This window comes from Streptomyces sp. NBC_00250 (assembly GCF_036192275.1).
Lineage (GTDB): Bacteria > Actinomycetota > Actinomycetes > Streptomycetales > Streptomycetaceae > Streptomyces.
Map to the genome: position 1 here is coordinate 33,165 of NZ_CP108089.1, position 15,853 is coordinate 49,017.

Sequence of the window (15,853 nt, forward strand, 5' to 3'; positions counted from 1 at the left end):
TCCCCCTCGAGCAGCGGCACCGACCGCATGAGCGGGCGCGCATGGGGCGTGCTGTTCGTGCTGTGTGGCGCGATCTTCCTCGAGGGCATCGACGTCGCCATGCTCAACGTCGCCCTGCCCTCGATCCGCGAGGACCTGGACATGTCGACCGGCATGCTCCAGTGGGTGATGAGCGCCTACGTGCTCGGTTACGGCGGGTTCATGCTGCTGGGCGGCCGTGCCGCCGACCTGTTCGGACGCCGCCAGATGTTCGTCTTCTGGCTCGTGGTCTTCCTGCTCTTCTCCGGCCTGGGCGGCTTCGCCACCGAGGGCTGGATGCTCATCGTCGCCCGCTTCGTGACCGGTGTCGCCGCCGCGTTCATGACCCCGGCGGGTCTGTCCATCATCACCACGAGCTTCGACGAGGGCCCGCAGCGCAACAAGGCCCTGCTCGTCTACTCCGGCACCGCCGCGGGCGGCTTCTCCATCGGCCTGGTCGTCGGTGGTCTGCTGGCCGCCGTCAACTGGCGCTGGGTCTTCTTCGCGCCGGTCATCCTCAGCGCCCTCATCCTCATCGCCGCCATCGCCCTCATCCCCAAGTCGGCGCGCCCCGACCGCACCGGCCAGGGCGTCGACCTGGCGGGTGCGATCACCGTCACCGGCGGCATCCTGCTCCTCGTCTTCGGCGTCGAGCGTGCCACGCACGCCTCCGCCGCCTGGACGATCGGCACGATCGCGGCGAGCCTGGTCCTCTTCGGTGCCTTCATCGCCGTCGAACGCAAGTCGTCCTCGCCGCTGGTGCGCCTGGGCATCTTCCGCAACGGTTCGCTGGTCCGCGCCAACCTGGCCGGCATGCTGTTCGCCGCGGGCTTCTTCGGCTTCCAGTTCATCGCGGTGCTCTACCTGCAGGAGCTGCGCGGCTGGTCGACCCTGCAGACCAGCTTCGCCCTCATCGTCATCGGTGTGGACGCGATCCTCTCGCCCACCCTCACCCCCAAGCTCGTGGCCAAGTTCGGCAACGCCCGGGTGATCTTCGGCGGTCTGCTCCTCGCCGCCCTGTCCTACGCCCTGTTCCTGCCGGTCGGCGCGGACTGGACGTACATGGCGATGTTCCCGAGCCTGATCATCCTGGGCCTGGCCTTCTCCCTGGCCTACGGGCCGCTCACGATCGTCGCCACCGACGGCATCGCCGAGGAGGAGCAGGGCGTCGCCGGCGGTCTGCTGTACACGTCCTTCCAGTTCGGCGCCGCTCTCGGTCTGTCCTCCGTCGCCGCCGTCAACATCGGGGCCACGGACGGCACCTCGCCGGCGGAGCTCCTCGACGGCTACCAGGCCGCCCTGGTCGTGCCGCTGGTCGCCGCCCTCGTCGCCGCCTTCATCAGCGCCTTCGGCCTGCGCAGCCGGGCCGGGGCGACCGACGCCGAGCCGGCGGCCACGGAGATCCCCGGCGCGGCCGAGCCCGTCGAGGCGTCGAGGTAGTTCCCGCCCCCACCCTCGGCAGCACCCCGCTCCATCCGCTCAACCCGCTCAAGCAGCATTGCCCTGGCCTCCATGCCCCGGTCGGCCAGGGCAATGCTTTTTTTCTTGCGCGGAACCATTCTGCGGTAACCGGCCGGTCGAGATGACGGCCGGTCCGGCTGTTTGATCGGGCTGTTTTCCGAGAGCGTCGAATTACCTGCACATGACCTTGCTTTCGAGAGAATACGAATGACCGTCGGCGCAAAGAAGAGCGCGCGTCGTAAAGTTGCTGCGGCAAATTCTGAGGAGACAGGATGACCACGACCGACAGTGCCGTCACCGCGGTGCTGGACGAGGTGACAGCCCTCGTCGACACGCTTCGCAAGAGCGGACCCGAGGGCGAGGAGCGTCGCTGGATCCCGGACGAGAACGTCGAGCTGCTCGACAAGGCCGGCGTGTACCGCCTGGCGGTCCCGCGTCGCTTCGGTGGTCTTGAGGCCCCGGTCGCCAACCAGGTCAGGATCCTGAGCGAGATAGCCCGTGCCGACACGGCCACCGGCTGGGTCTCGATGATCTGGGTGTCCAGCTCGTGGATCCCCAGCCTCTTCCCCGACAAGGCCCAGGAGGAGGTGTACGGCGCCGGCCGCGCGGTGCGCGTCTCCACGGGCTTCACCCCCACCGGCACGCTGACCCCGGCGGGCGACGGTTCGTACAGCCTCAGCGGCTCCTGGAAGTGGCTCTCCGGCGCCCGCGGTTCGAACTGGGCCGTGCTGTCCGCCCTGCTCGTCGGCCCCGACGGCACCCCGGCCCCCTTCGCCGCCCTCGTCCCCTTCAGCGAGCTGGCCATCGCCGACGACTGGCACGCCTCGTACGCCGCCGGCACGGGCAGCTCCACGGCCACCGCCGAGAACGTGACGGTCCCGGCCCACCGGGTGGTCAGCCTGATGGAGGTGCTCTCCGGCACCACCGGCGACCGCTCGAACACCGGGGCCACCGGGCGCAACTACGCCTTCATCCCCTTCTTCATGGCCCAGGGCGCCTCCGCCTACATCGGGATCGCCAAGGGTGCCTACGAGCTGTTCCTCGACCGCCTTCCGGGCCGCGGCATCACCTACACCTCCTGGACCGACCAGAGCGCCTCTCCGGTCACCCAGATCCAGGTCGCCATCGCCGCCAACAAGATCGCGGCCGCCGAGGCGCTCCAGGACAACTGGCTGCGCCGGCTCCAGGAGCACGCCGACGCCGGTACGAGCCAGTCCGTGGAGGAGCGGGCCACCGCCCGTGGCACCGCTGCCTTCGCCATCCAGCTCGCGAAGGAGGCCGTCGACGAGCTGTTCGAGGCCAGCGGCGCCTCGGTGATCATGCGCGACGTGGCGTTCCAGCGCTTCCACCGGGACATGCGGGGCCTGGCCCTGCACGCGCTGTTCGCCTTCAACCCCAACCAGGAAGTGCACGGACGGGCCATCCTCGGGCTCGCCCCCGACACCCCGTTCCTGTGATCCGCCGTTCCGGATGACCGGAACGCTCCGGCCACCGGGCCGCCCGCACGCGCGGGCGGCCCGGTCTCGTACATCCCTCTTTGGTCGTTTACATCTCCCTGTGCAGGAAGGCTCATTGCCATGACCGACACCACCGTCCTCGTCCTCGGCGGTACGGGAAAGACCGGCCGCCGCGTCGTGAACCGGCTGAAGGAGCGCGGGGCCACCGTCCGCGCGGCCAGCCGCTCCGGGGACGTCCGCTTCGACTGGGACGACACGAGCACCTGGGAGCCCGCGCTCGCCGGCGTCGACGTCGCCTACCTGGTGGACGCGCAGGACAAGCCCGGCGCCTGGGACGCCGAGGCCGCGCTGCGCGAGCTGTCCGGCCTCGCCGTCGCCGGCGGGGTCCGCCGGCTGGTGCTGCTCCAGGCCCGGGTGACCGAGCCGGTCGGCGGCAAGTCGCTGATAGCCGGCGAGCGCGCCGTCCAGGAGTCCGGTGCCGAGTGGACCGTGCTGCGGCCCAACTGGTTCTTCCAGAACTTCGACGAGGGGGTCCTGCTCGACGGCGTCCTCGCCGGTGAACTGTCCCTCCCCGCCGGGTCGGGCCGCGAACCGTTCGTCGACACCGAGGACGTCGCCGCCGTCGCGGTCGAGGCCCTGCTGGAGGACGGCCACGCCGGACAGACCTACGAACTGAGCGGCGCCCGGGCCCTCACCCTGGACGAGGCCGTCAAGGAGATCGCCCAGGCCACCGGCCGGGACATCCGCTACGTCCCCGTCGAGCACCAGGCCTACGTGGACGAGCTCGTGAGCTACGACGTACCCGCCGACTACGCGCTCTTCGTCGCCGATCTCGTCGCCCAGATCCGCGACAACAAGAACGCCACCCCCACCGACACCGTCCGGCGTGTGCTGGGCCGTGAACCCCGGGACTTCTCCGACTTCGTGAAGGACGCCGCCGCGCGGGGCGTCTGGAACGTCTGAGTCCTACCGGGCTGAAAAACGTCCCAGTCCGACCGGGGTTGGGAACGTCCGAGTCCGACCGGACTTTCAGCACCTGACGTACCGGGGCCCCGCCGGAACACCGGCGGGGCCCCTTCCCGGTGCTCCCTCCCTCACACCGCGATCCTCCGTCCGCGCGTCGGCGACTGCGGACGGCCCGCCGACGGCTCCTGCGGCCGGTCCGTCCTCGGCGGCAGCAGCGTCAGGGTCGACGCCCGGTGCTTTCCGCCGCCCCAGCCGGGGCGGCGTTCGAGCAGCTCGGGCCGGGCCGTGGCGACGGTGAGCAGCGGGGCCGTACCGGCGCCGTCGGACAGGGACTCGAGCCGGTCCAGTACGGCGTCCGCCGCCTGGTGGGCGTCGTCGACGACGACCACGACCGGTTCGATCGCGGCGGCCGCCGTCAGGAGCTCCGCCCATACGTTCAGGACCTCGCCCCGGTCGGCCGGGTCCACCGGAGAGCCGCCCGGGGGCAGGAGCGGCAGGAGACGCTGGTACATCCGGGCGCGACGGGCCTTGGCCATGGGCAGACGCCACACGGCCGCGGCGAGTTTGGCCCGGGAGACCTCGACCGCGTCCTCCGCCAGGACGCCGCAATAGCGGGCCAGGATCACTCCGGCGACGGCCAGCGGCTCGCCGCGGCCGGTGGCCCGGGCGGTCAGTACGCGCACGGGCGCCGGGGACTGTACGGCGATGCTGCGCTCGAACTCCGCCAGCAGATGCGACTTGCCGACACCCGGTGCGCCGAGGACGGTCACCAGGTGGGGGACCGAGCTGTGCCGGGCCCAGTCCAGCAGACCGTTGAGCACCCCCAGTTCGTGTTCGCGGTCGGTACGGAAGGCGGCTTCGTCGCCGAGGAGTCCCAGGACCTGCCACGCGTCGGAGGAGTCGTCGGCCGACTTCGCCGCGACGGAGGCCGCGGTCGCGAGGCGCGCCGCGCCGCTCATCCACACCTCGCCGTCCGGTACCCGGCCCAGCATCGCCCGGCCGTCGTCCAGCAGCGTTCCCACGGCCGAGGGGCGGCCGGCTTCGGCGCCGGGACTGAGCCGGACCAGGGCCCTGCCGGTGGTCACCGCCGCCCTGAGGGCCGTCTGCATGTCGACCGAGAACCTCTCGCGCAGAGCCAGGGCGGCCCGGACGGCCCGCTCGGGATCGTCGTCCCCGGGTCCGTCGACTCCGAACAGGGCCAGCGTGAGCGATCCGATCGCGGCGACCACGGTGCCGCCGAACCGGGTGATGACGTCCTCGACGGTGAGCAGGGCCGTCTCGATGTCCCCGGGGGACACCTCGTCGAGACTGCCCAGCCTGAGCCCTACGAGCAGCGCGCTCACCGGGATCCGCTCGGTGACGGCCGTGTTGCCCTGACGTGGAACCACGAGGGGGGCGGCGCCGGGCTGTTCGGCGGGGGGTTGTTGTGTGAGGAGCGAGGGGACCGGGGTGAGCGGTGTGGCCCCCGGGGTGGTGCCCGGGGTTCCCGGGCTGGTGGCCCCGCGCGGAGTGACGGTTGCGCCCGGGGGAGTGGTGGCCTCGCGCAGGGGAGTGGTGGCCTCGGCGGCCAGCGCGGGGTCGTGGGTCAGGATCGCGTGCTGGAGCGTACGGAGACCGTGGCCGGGTTCCAGGCCGAGGTTCTCCACCAGGGAGGACCGCACCCGCTCGTAGACGTTCAGGGCGTCGGCCTGTCGTCCGCAGCGGTACAGCGCGAGCATCAGCTGCCCGCGGGCCCGTTCTCGCCAGGGTTCCGCCTCGGCCATCATCGTCAGCTCGCCGAGTATCGAATGGTGGCGCCCGCACTCCAGTTCGGCTTCGAAGAGGTCCTCAAGGACGTCGAGCCGGTCCCGGCGGGCGGCGTCGAGCTCCGGCCAGGCGATGCCCGACTCGGCGAGGTCGGCGAGGAGCGGGCCTCCCCACAGGTCCAGCCCTTTTCGCAGCAGCCGCGAGGCCTCCTCCGGTGAACCGGCGGCGAGTTCGGCCCTGCCTGCGGTCACCCAGCGGCGGAAGGCCATCAGGTCCACGTCGTCGGGGTCGACACGCAACATGTATCCGGGCGCTTTGGTCACGAGTTCCGGGGCACCGTGGGCCCCGGGGCCGGCGTTTTCGGCCAGGATCGTCCGCAGTCCCCATATCGCGTTGTGCAGAATCTTCCGGGCGGTGGCCGGAACGTCCTCCGATTCCCAGAGGGCTTCCACGAGCTCGCTCGTGGCCACCACGCGGTTGGCATTCAGCAGGAGATAGCCGAGTGTCGCGCGCTGTTTCGTCCCACCCAGGGCAACGGGTCCGTCCCCCGATATCGCTTCCAACGGCCCTAGCAATCTGAACCTCATTGCCCCCCGCTCCAAGGTTTGACGTGCATTCGGAAATACCCGCGGGCCGAATCAGGTTGGCAATCCTTGACGCGCCGGAAGGCCTGTGGTGCACTTCCCGCAGATTTCCCCCCACTGTCCCACCAGCTCCTTGAAAGAGTCTTGAGCAGTGCGTGACGGGAATATTTTTTGCCCGGGGGGACAGGCCAGGAAAAGAGAAGGTGAAACTCATGGTCGACAACGAAGCCGAAGCGGAAGTAACAATTCTGGGTCTTGGCCTGATGGGGCGGGCGATCGCCGCCGCGCTCCTGCGGGCCGGCCGTTCCACCACGGTGTGGAACCGGACCCCCGGAAGGGACGGGGACCTGATCACCCAGGGCGCCCGGGTCGCGCCCTCCGCGGCCGCGGCCTTATCGGCGACCGACGGCCTCGTGATCGTATGCCTCAAGGACCACGAGGCGGTCCGGTCCGTCCTCGACCCCCTGGGGGAGGCCCTGAGCGGGCGCACCGTCGTCAACCTGACGTCCAGCACCTCCGACCAGGCCCGCGAGCTCGCCGCCTGGGTCGGCGACCGGGGAGCCGCCTACCTCGACGGGGCGATCATGGCCGTCCCGGAGACCATGGGAGGACCCGAGGCGGTCCTGCTCCACAGCGGGGACGAGCAGGTCTTCGACACGCACCTGCCGGTCCTGCGTGACCTGGGCACCTGCCTGCACCTCGGTACGGATCCCGGTCTTGCCGCCCTTCACGACGTGGCCCTGCTCAACATCATGTGGGGCGTGCTGAACAGCTTCCTGCACGGGGCGGCGCTCGTGGGCACGGCGAAGGTCCCGGCCGCCGAGTTCGCCGTCCTGGCCAACCAGTGGATCTCCTCGGTCACCGAGTTCGTCTCCGCCTACGCCGAACAGATCGACGCCGACGCGCCCGTGGCCCGGGACGCCACCCTCGACACCCACGCCGCCGCCATGGACCACCTGGTGCAGGAGAGCGAGGCGGCCGGGGTGGACGTCTCGCTGCCTCGGTTCTTCCGTGGCCTGGTCGCCGAGACGGTCGCGAAGGGCCGGGGCGGCGACAGCTACGCGGCCGTCGTCGACCGCTTCCGCCCACGTCCCTGACGGTACCCGCGGGAGAAGTCAGTGACTTCAAAGTGCCTTCTTCCGCGACAGGTGGCAGTGCTGCATTCTGATACCGGAAGAGTCTTCCGGACCCTTGCCATCGACAATCGGACGCCGAGAGGAATCGATATGGCTACCACCGTGGAATCCTTCTCGGAAATCGAAGACAAATTCAATTCCTACATCCAGGACATCGTCTACTGCACCATGATCACAGTGGACAAGAAATCGCGCCCCCGGGCGCGTGTCCTGCTGCCCATCTGGGAAGTGGTCGACGGAAAGCCGGTCGGCTGGCTCGCCGCCTACAAGACGCCCGTCAAGGTGGCGCATCTGGCCAACAACCCGCACACCACCTACTCGTACTGGAACCCCCGCCAGAACGCGGTGTTCATCGACAGCGTCTCCACATGGGCCGAGGACCAGGAGACCCGGCAGTACGCGTGGGACCTCTACCGCAAGGGAAGCCCCGCGGGCGTCGGGTACAACCCGCTCAACTTCTGGCGCGGCGGACCTGAGGACCCCAAGTACCACGTCCTGCGCATCGACCCGTGGAGGGTGCAGGTGCTGCGCGGCTCGGACCTCAGCAGCCGCATCTGGACGGACGAGAGCCGGCGCTGAACTCCCGGCGCGGGCAGATGATTCGGCCTCTGCCCGCGCCGGGCCCGTACCCCCGGTCGGGGGGCGCGAGGTCGTCGGGGTCACCAGGGCATGCGGTCGGCACGACCATGAGGTCGTGAGGTCGCCCGGTCATGAAAAGATTCAAGATTCCCAGATATCGGTAACCGGGCGCTCATCAATTGATAGTCCCGGTAATGACCGAGGTGTGAGCGAATTCCGGAAGCAGTTGAATGCGCCGGCAGTACAGTCGGCAGAACCGGATGAATTCGCGGCAGAGGAGGCAGGATGGCCACGGTCGACATCGACGCCGGCACCGTACTGAAAGCGGTTCGGGAGAGCGTGCAGACCCTCCGTGAGAACGGACGCGCGACCGAGGAACGCGGCTGGCTCACGCAGGAGAACATCGAGCTGCTGGACCAGGCCGGGGTCTTCCGGTCCGCGGTCCCGCAGCGGTTCGGCGGGCTGGACCTGCCGCTCGCCGACCAGTTCGCGCTCGTCTCCGAGATCGCCCGCGGCTGTGGCTCGACGGGTTGGGTGTCCAACGCCTGGATATCCAGCGCCTGGATCATCTCCCAGTACCCCGACCAGGCCCAGGAGGAGATCTACGCCACCAGCGGCGGTTCTCTGAAGGTCTCCGGTGGCTTCACCCCGACCGGCCGGGCGACCCGCACCGACGACGGCTTCGTCCTGAACGGGAGCTGGCGCTTCAACACCGGCATCCGCGGTGCCGACTGGAACATCCTCGCGGCCCTCGTCGAGCGCACGGACGACGTGCACGAGGAGGTCTACGCGGTGGTGCGCGCCGACGACATGACGATCGCCGACGACTGGGACGTCTCCTCCGCCGCGGGCACCGGCAGCTGCACCTCGTCCGTCAAGGACCTCTTCGTCCCGGCGCACCGGGTTGTGGACGGCTTCGAGGTGCTGGAGGGTGAGGTGGCCGACCGGGCGCACGCCGAGGGGAGCGGCCGGGAGTACGGCCTCACCGCGTACGTGATGGCGCTGTCGGCGGCGGCCTACGTCGGGATGGCCCGGGCGGGCCTCGAACTGTTCCTGGACCGGCTGCCGGGCAAGGGCATCGCCTACTCGCACTGGGAGGAGCAGCGGGCGCACCCGTACATCCAGTTCCAGGTCGCGGCCGCCGCCAACAAGATCTCGGCCGCCCAGGCGTTGGCCGACAGCTATGTCCAGCGCATGCAGGCCGTCGCCGACGCGGGTGAGCGGATGTCGATGAACGACCGGGTGGAGCTCCGCAGCCAGATCACCTACTCGGTCCTGCTCGCGAAGGAGGCCGTCGACACGCTGCACTCGGTCAGCGGGGCTTCGGTCATCCAGCGCTCGCAGCCGTTCCAGCGTGTCCACCGGGACATCCAGGGGCTCGCGCTGCACGGCCTGATGGCGCCTCTGGGTGGCTTCGAGGCGTACGGCAGGGTCCTGGTCGGGCTCGACCCGGACACCGAGTTCTTCTAGACCGCCGGCTGTTCCCGAGGGCCGCGTACGGCGAATCCCCCCGCCGTACGCGGCCCTCGTCCGTGCCCACGTCCGTGCCCACGTCCGTGCCCACGGCGGCCCAGGGCAGTGGTGCTCACGGCGAGAGCCGGGCGAGCGCGGGGAGAGAGCGGAGCCTGGAGAGAGCAGCGACCGAGAGGGCGCAGCGACTCAGCAGCTACTGAGAGAACAGCGACTGAAGATTTTTGAGTCGCTGTCAGTCGCTGTTGAAGAAGTCCAGGTCAGAGGGGTCAAAACCTTCAAAACAGCGACTGAAGCGACTCAAGACTCGTATCTATGACACGCACACGCGCACGCGAATGTCTTCATAAAGTCCGAAGTTGAGTCGCTACGGTCGCTAACAGGAGGGGTGAACCCATCCTGACCTGGGCTTATGTGGCAGCGACTGAACAGCTACCGAAGCCCTCCAGAGTCGCTGAATCGCTGATTTCTTCAGTCGCTGAGGCGCTCCGGACGTGCTGGTGCCCAGCGACCGAGGCAGTTCGGTCGCTGGGCACGTGGTTCTCAGTCGCTGACAGCGACTCAAGGGTGGCTCTGAGCGACTCGGCCCAGCGACTCAGGCCTCGGGCAGCGTGATGCCCAGCTCCCGCATCGCCGCGGACTCGGGACCGCCCTCGGAGCGCTGGGTCTTGTACCCCTTGATCCGGGGGGCCACGGTGCGGGGGTCGATGGCCTCGGAGGGTGCGCCGGACGCGTAGAGCCCCGTGGGCTGCCCGTCGCGGTCGTGGGGGAGCAGCCAGAAGACCCGGCGCACGAAGGTCCCGGAGGCGCGCGAGGAGCGGGCGTCCGGGCCGAGGATCGCGTAGCCGACCATGCGGCCGGCCCGGTGGTAGGCGGGTTTGCCCCGGCGGGTCGGGAGCCGGTCCAGGGTCTGTCGCACGTAGTCGAGCGGAGCGATGTCCTCCAGCCACACGAGTTCTGTCTCGGAGCTGAGCTGCTCGGGTTCGATGAGCGCGCTCATACCGTCTCGCCCCCTTCGGTGTTGAGTCCGATGCCCGGGTAGAACTTCCGCTGATTCGACAAGATCATCTGCTTGGGGGTGCTGATACCGATGGTTTCACGGACACGGGCGGCGAAGGACCTGGAGGAGACAGGATTGGCTCCTTCCATCTGGCACCAGCCCGTATAGCTGTTGTACAGCTGCCTCTGCTCGGCGCGCATCGCGGGGTGCAGTGTGCAGCACTCGCCGAGGAAGCGGCCCGTGTGGTCCTCGGTCTCGGCGTAGGCGGTCGTGGCGGTACGGACCTGGTCGGGCCCCGTCAGATCGCGGGGACCGTCGAGGTAGCGGCCGGCGCCGGAGATCAGCCAGTGCAGGATGCCCGGCCCCTCCTCGGTGACCAGGACGTCCGCGAGGTTGTCGATCTGACGGTCCGTGGCGACGACCCGCTCGAACGGGATCAGCGTCATACGCCGCCAGAAGGCGTATCCGCCGGTCCCGACCTCGGGGCGGTGGTTGCCCAGCAGCCAGAGCTTGTGGGTCGGCGTGAAGCTGAAGAAGTCCTGCCGCATCCGGCGGGCCTTGATCCGGTCGCCGCCGGTGAGCAGCTTCACCCGGGCCTCGTCGAACCGGTCCCCGGGCTTGAGTTCGGAGCACACGATGATGCGGCGGCCGTGGAGCTCCGCCAGGTCCGTGGGGTGCCCCTCGAAGGGGCGGGCCATCAGGAACCCGGGGGGAGCGGCGTCGGCGTAGTCCCCGAGGAGTTTGACCATCACGTCGAGCAGGACGCTCTTGCCGTTCTTTCCCTGCCCGTACAGGAACGGCATGATCTGGGCGCCGACGTCGCCGGTGATCGAGTAGCCGAGGAGTTCGTGCAGGAAGTCGATCAGCTTCTGACCGTCCTCGTCGTCGCCGAACGTGTCGGTGAGGAACCGGTTCCACCGCGGCGTGGACATCGCACGCGGGGAGACGCTCGTCGCCCGGGAGTGGAAGTGCTTGTCCGGATCCGGCGCGGAGAGCTGCCCGGTGGCGAGGTCCACCACCCCGTTCGGGGTGCACAGGGCGTACGGGTCGGCGTCGAGGAGCGCGGCGTTGAGCACCATGCCGGGTGCGGCCTTCGCCTGGAGCAGCATCGCCTTCATGCCGGAGGTGGACAGGGCCCGGCGCTTGTGGCGGCGCAGGTCCGTCGTGGTGTACCGGCTGATGGGGTCGCTCTCGGCGAGGGACTCGGCCATCTCTCCGGCGGCCCACACGACGGTGTCGTCCTCGTCCAGGGCCCAGCGGTATCCCGACCAGCGGTACCAGCCGATACCGGGAACGTGCCGGAAGTCCCGTCCGTACAGGGCGACGAACAGCTTCGCGTTGCCACGGTCGCTGAGACTGTCGGGGAGCAGGCCGTGCTCGGTCGCGTGGGACGGCACGGTGGCGGGCGGCGCCTGGGACGGTACGGCGCGCGGAGTCGAGAGCAGGATCTGTCGGGCCACTTCTGCCGGGTCGAACAGTCCGTCGTGGGGCTCGGGTACGCGGGTCAAGAGAAGTCTCCCGGCATGAGGGGACGCTGTCGGCCGGCGCTCATCCCGCTGCGGATGATCTGCAGGGCCCGCCGTTCCTGCGTGGGGCGGGCGTGGAGCGCGGCGGCCAGCAGCGCGGACTCGGCGTCGGAGTCGGTCAGATGACCGGCGCTCACCAGCCCGCCCGCGGTGTAGGCGGCTCGGTTGAGTTTGTCGCTGAAGGCAGCCCCCTCGGGGACGGAGGCGCAGGCGGACACCGCGGCCAGGACCGTGGCCAGGGTGCGTCCGACGACGGCCCGGCCACCGCCCGCGGCGATGACGGCGGCGCGGGCGCGCTGCGGGACGGGCGAGCCGGAACGCTGGGGCGGCAGCGCGGGCAGGTGACCCGTCCGGGCCAGCTCCAGGGCCAGCCAGGCGGGCAGCGGTGCGGGATGGCGGGCGCTGCCGACCGCCGTGTAGGTGCCGGCGTCGGTGACGGTGCCGGGGGCGATGATGTAGCCGCCGTTGGCGCGTACGTCGACCTGCCAGGCCAGTGCGCGGGAGGGGCTCGATCCGGCCGAGCACTGCCAGGCCTGCCCGGGCTCCGCCGCGTACCAGATGTGCATGCCACCGGAGGGCGTGCGGACGCGCAGGGTGGTGGAGTCCTCGGCCGGATCGGGCTGGCCCCGCAGTGCGGCGAGCAGGGCGAGGCTGTGGAACCCGTGGCGCAGCCCGTTCAGCGAGACGGCCGGAGGGATGGGGATTCCGGGCAACAGCCGTTCCCGCTGCGGGGGCATGGCGTCGTGGGCGTCCACGTCGATGACGACGAGACCGGCGCTGCCGCAGGCCACACCCACGCCGAAGCCGGGCTGCTGCCCCCACCAGGTGCGGATCCTGGCGACGTCGGTCGTGGCCGCGTGGAAGCCGTGGCACCAGCGCCCGGACGGGATGCAGGGACAGTCCTGAGGCTTGTGCGTACGGACCTGACACTCCCGGCAGTTCGCGCTGGGCGTCTTGCGACGGGGCGCGAGAGGATGCACGGGCCACCCCTGCTGGGAGCACCACAGGGCGATCTCCAGAGGAGTCCCCGGGCGGCTGCCGACGCGGTCGGTCTCGCTGCGACATGTTGAGTCGCTGGGTGATTTCCCCAGGTCAGGGAGCATGAGGCGTTCCTCTCAGCGACCGAAGCGACTCAAAGTCGGAATATGCTCCGAGTAGGTTAGCGGAGGCTCGGACGAAATCCTGTGAGCCCCTGTGAACAACGGTCGCGAGGGCCGGGTGAACACGGTGGGGGAAGACCGGGTTCACCCGGCAGCCTCGTCAGTCCCGACAGCACCGGCGGGCGTTCCCGCACGAACGGCGGCCGGAGGGCGGGACGTCAGTGGGGCCTGCGGGCGGCGGACAGGACGTCGGCGGTCGTGCGGACAGCGGCGTCGGCGGTCACGGGGCCGTCGCCTTTCCCAGCGGCGAGAGGTCGGGACGCTTCGGTCCCATTCCGTCGCCGGCCGACTGGCCCCGGAGTTGACGCGCCATCCAGGGAAGGAAGTGCGCACGGAACCACCGCAGGTCCTGGAGCTGTTCGGCCGGCCACGGTCGACGCTCCGCCGCCCAGGCGGAGGCGGGCTCCTGCTGCCGTGGAAGACCGAGGACGTCGGCGGCCCGCCGGGCGACCTGCTCGTGCCCTTCGGACGACAGGTGCAGCCGGTCCTCGCTCCAGGCGCGCGGATGCTGGATCGCCCGCAGTGACCACAGGTCGACCACCGCGCAGCCGTGCCGGTCGGCGATGGCGCGGATGTGGGCCGTGTAGACGGCGATCTTCCCGCGCAGCCTGCGCAGGACCGGCGTGTCGCGGGGGTCGAAGCCCGTGAAGACCAGGACCGTACCGGCCGCGCCGGTGAGCTCGGTGATCGCGGCCTCGAAGCGGGCGGCGATGTCGTCGGGGGAGCTGCCGGGATGCAGGATGTCGTTGCCGCCCGCGCACAGACTCACCAGGTCCGGTGCGAACTCCCGCACCCTCGGCACCTGCTCCTCGACTATCTCGTCGAGCAACCGGCCCCGGACGGCGAGGTTGGCGTAGCGGAACTCCGGGGTGGGGGAGTGCCGGGCCAGTCGGGTGGCGAGCCGGTCGGCCCAGCCGACCACCTCGCCCCCGGGAGTCTCGTCGCCGACCCCTTCGGTGAAACTGTCGCCGAGTGCCGCGTACGAGCTGATGCCGAGGGCCGCCGGGTGGGGGCCGAGGCCGGGCGGCGTGGTGGACGGGCCGATGGCGGACGGCGTGGACGGCGTGGACGGGCCGATGCCGGGCGTCGTCGTGTGCGGGCCGATGCCGGGGGCCGCCGCCTCGTACGGACCGGGGCCGTATCGGATGGACGGGGGACGGGTCACTTCCGGCATGTCCTGTCCCCTGCCTTTCGGTTCCGTCCGGTGCGTCTTGAGCACCGGGAGCAGTCGCGGTGAGGCGGCACGGGGCAGGGGCAGTCAGGGCATGAAGGACCTGCCCCCGCGCCGTCTCGTGGCCATAGCTTGAACCGGCGCCCGGCTTCGGGCCAAAGGAGAAACGGCGAGAGTGTCAGTTTTCCGCGCGGTCGGTCTGTTTTCGCGTGGGCCGTTGCACCAGGCCGGACGCGGTGTCAGACCTGGTGCCGCGTCTGCCGGGCAGGGTTTTCGTCCGGTCAGGGGCGCAGGACGACCTTGCCCGTCGTACGGCGCTCCAGCAGGTCGGTGTGGGCCGTACCGGCCTCGGCGAGCGGGTACTCGATGCCGGTCACCGGACGCAGCCTGCCCTGGAGCGTGAGCGCGATGAGCTGCTCCAACGGCTCGCGCAGGCCTCCCGGTCGGGCCAGGGTGGGCCGCAGCCAGAAGCCGACGACGGCGGCGTTGAGCCGGCTGAGCTTCGCCGGGTCGAGCGCGGCGAACGCGGTACGGGAGGCGTTGCCGTACGTCACGAGCCGGCCGAAGTCGGCGAGCGAGCCGAGTGCGTGGTCGAACAGGTCGCCGCCGGCCGCGTCCAGGATCACGTCCGCACGCAGCGCCAGCGGATACCGGGCGACCTCGTCGGCGCCCAGCTCCAGGGCGAGCTTCTCCTTCTCCGCCGTGGACGCCTGCGCCAGGACGCGGCCCGCCCCGAACTCCCGGGCCAGCTGGACCGCGAGGCTGCCCACCCCACCCGCGGCGGAGTGCACGACGACGCTCTCGCCGTTCTGGAGCCGGGCCGCGGAGCGCAGCAGGTGCCAGGCGGTGAGCCCCTGCGTCAGCAGGGCGAGGGCCCGGGGGGCGTCCAGCTCCTCGGGGACCTCGACCAGAGCGGACTCCCGGGCGACCACGCGTTCCGCGTATCCGTGGGTGACCTTGGCCAGGACCCGGCGGCCGTCCTCCGTACGGCCGACGACCTCGCCGCCGGGGATGTGGGGAAGCAGGTCGGGGGAGAGATAGGACCCGTCCACCTGCAACGTGTCGGCGAAGTTGACGCCGGCCGCCTCCACGGTGAGCAGGGTCTCGCCGGGCCCGGGGACCGGGACGGGCACGTCGATGGGCGTGAGCACTTCGGGACCGCCGAAACGGTCGAACCGTATCGCGAGCATGATCAGGACGTTACCCGGCGGCCCTGAGCCGTGGGTGCCGTTCCGCCCTGCCCCTTGGGGAGTTGCTTCGTCCGGGCCCGGTGGGGGTTGCTTCGTCCGGGCCCCGTGGAGAGTTGCTCCGTCCGGACCCCGTGGGGCGCTTCGTCCGGATCCGTGGGGCGGTGGGGCGCGTGACTCCGCCTCCGTACCGCCACTGGCTCAACGGCCTCGCGGTGCCCTGGATGTTCTGTCCCGGGAGGTCGTGGACGGGTAAGCCAGGTCTCGGCTGAGGGATCTTGAAGGGGTGTGACCCAGATACGCCAGAAACCCGCCAGAACTTGATCTTGGGCCTGCTGGGTGCCTGACGCTGTCGGGGATCTTGGCGATGGCGGTCGGCCATGCCCTCGACA

Annotated in this window: 12 protein-coding genes; 6 read left to right on the forward strand and 6 right to left on the reverse strand. The window is 70.4% G+C overall.

Annotated elements, in window-relative coordinates; genetic code table 11:
• Positions 1-27 precede the first annotated feature (27 nt).
• From OG259_RS41410 to OG259_RS41420, 3 genes are all read left to right on the forward strand, one after another.
• A complete protein-coding gene (locus OG259_RS41410; RefSeq protein ID WP_328947417.1) occupies positions 28-1,458 on the forward strand; it encodes an MFS transporter in 1,431 nt (476 codons plus the stop codon).
• A 293-nt stretch (positions 1,459-1,751) separates the two neighbouring features.
• Positions 1,752-2,936: an acyl-CoA dehydrogenase family protein gene (locus OG259_RS41415; RefSeq protein ID WP_328947371.1), complete on the forward strand. Its 1,185-nt coding sequence runs from the start codon at positions 1,752-1,754 to the stop codon at positions 2,934-2,936.
• A 120-nt stretch (positions 2,937-3,056) separates the two neighbouring features.
• On the forward strand, positions 3,057-3,899 hold the full coding sequence (locus OG259_RS41420; RefSeq protein WP_328947372.1) for an NAD(P)H-binding protein: 843 nt from the start codon (positions 3,057-3,059) through the stop codon (positions 3,897-3,899).
• A 131-nt stretch (positions 3,900-4,030) separates the two neighbouring features.
• On the opposite strand, the gene OG259_RS41425 is transcribed toward OG259_RS41420, so the two are convergent.
• Positions 4,031-6,121, reverse strand: coding sequence for a BTAD domain-containing putative transcriptional regulator (locus OG259_RS41425; RefSeq protein WP_328947373.1), 2,091 nt, complete (start codon positions 6,119-6,121; stop codon positions 4,031-4,033).
• 323 nt (positions 6,122-6,444) lie between these two features.
• Here OG259_RS41425 and OG259_RS41430 point away from each other — a divergent pair, with 323 nt between their 5' ends.
• The 3 genes from OG259_RS41430 (at position 6,445) to OG259_RS41440 (ending at position 9,417) form a co-directional block, all read left to right on the forward strand.
• Positions 6,445-7,329 (forward strand): NAD(P)-dependent oxidoreductase, encoded by an 885-nt coding sequence (locus OG259_RS41430; RefSeq protein ID WP_328947374.1) that lies wholly within the window; start codon positions 6,445-6,447, stop codon positions 7,327-7,329.
• Between the two features lie 129 nt (positions 7,330-7,458).
• Complete coding sequence (locus tag OG259_RS41435; RefSeq protein ID WP_266903221.1) at positions 7,459-7,947, forward strand: pyridoxamine 5'-phosphate oxidase family protein; 489 nt, start codon at positions 7,459-7,461, stop codon at positions 7,945-7,947.
• Between the two features lie 285 nt (positions 7,948-8,232).
• Positions 8,233-9,417, forward strand: a complete 1,185-nt coding sequence (locus OG259_RS41440; RefSeq protein WP_328947375.1) for an acyl-CoA dehydrogenase family protein — start codon at positions 8,233-8,235, stop codon at positions 9,415-9,417.
• A gap of 595 nt (positions 9,418-10,012) precedes the next feature.
• Here the strand turns inward: OG259_RS41440 and OG259_RS41445 are convergent.
• The 5 genes from OG259_RS41445 to OG259_RS41465 all read right to left on the reverse strand — a co-directional run bounded on the left by OG259_RS41445 (position 10,013) and on the right by OG259_RS41465 (position 15,464).
• Positions 10,013-10,417, reverse strand: a complete 405-nt coding sequence (locus OG259_RS41445; RefSeq protein ID WP_266903217.1) for a DUF6009 family protein — start codon at positions 10,415-10,417, stop codon at positions 10,013-10,015.
• Entirely contained in the window at positions 10,414-11,925 is a 1,512-nt protein-coding gene (locus OG259_RS41450; protein ID WP_328947376.1) for a DNA primase family protein, read from the reverse strand. Before OG259_RS41450 ends, OG259_RS41445 begins: the two co-directional genes overlap by 4 nt.
• Positions 11,922-12,923 (reverse strand): bifunctional DNA primase/polymerase, encoded by a 1,002-nt coding sequence (locus tag OG259_RS41455; RefSeq protein ID WP_443052167.1) that lies wholly within the window; start codon positions 12,921-12,923, stop codon positions 11,922-11,924. The genes OG259_RS41450 and OG259_RS41455 overlap by 4 nt, the downstream gene beginning before the upstream one ends.
• A gap of 400 nt (positions 12,924-13,323) precedes the next feature.
• Complete coding sequence (locus tag OG259_RS41460) at positions 13,324-14,277, reverse strand: SGNH/GDSL hydrolase family protein (RefSeq protein WP_328947378.1); 954 nt, start codon at positions 14,275-14,277, stop codon at positions 13,324-13,326.
• Positions 14,278-14,555: 278 nt separating this feature from the next.
• Positions 14,556-15,464 carry a quinone oxidoreductase family protein gene (locus tag OG259_RS41465; RefSeq protein WP_328947379.1) on the reverse strand — a complete coding sequence of 303 codons (909 nt, stop codon included), beginning with the start codon at positions 15,462-15,464 and terminating at the stop codon, positions 14,556-14,558.
• Between the last annotated feature and the right edge of the window lie 389 nt (positions 15,465-15,853).

Bases quoted from the DNA above. Each gene is read 5' to 3' on its own strand.
- OG259_RS41410 (WP_328947417.1), top strand. From the start codon at position 28: ATGAGCGGGCGCGCATGGGGCGTGCTGTTCGTGCTGTGTGGCGCGATC.
- OG259_RS41415 (WP_328947371.1), top strand. From the start codon at position 1,752: ATGACCACGACCGACAGTGCCGTCACCGCGGTGCTGGACGAGGTGACA.
- OG259_RS41420 (WP_328947372.1), top strand. From the start codon at position 3,057: ATGACCGACACCACCGTCCTCGTCCTCGGCGGTACGGGAAAGACCGGC.
- OG259_RS41430 (WP_328947374.1), top strand. From the start codon at position 6,445: ATGGTCGACAACGAAGCCGAAGCGGAAGTAACAATTCTGGGTCTTGGC.
- OG259_RS41435 (WP_266903221.1), top strand. From the start codon at position 7,459: ATGGCTACCACCGTGGAATCCTTCTCGGAAATCGAAGACAAATTCAAT.
- OG259_RS41440 (WP_328947375.1), top strand. From the start codon at position 8,233: ATGGCCACGGTCGACATCGACGCCGGCACCGTACTGAAAGCGGTTCGG.
- OG259_RS41445 (WP_266903217.1), bottom strand. From the start codon at position 10,417: ATGAGCGCGCTCATCGAACCCGAGCAGCTCAGCTCCGAGACAGAACTC.
- OG259_RS41460 (WP_328947378.1), bottom strand. From the start codon at position 14,277: ATGCCGGAAGTGACCCGTCCCCCGTCCATCCGATACGGCCCCGGTCCG.
- OG259_RS41465 (WP_328947379.1), bottom strand. From the start codon at position 15,464: ATGCTCGCGATACGGTTCGACCGTTTCGGCGGTCCCGAAGTGCTCACG.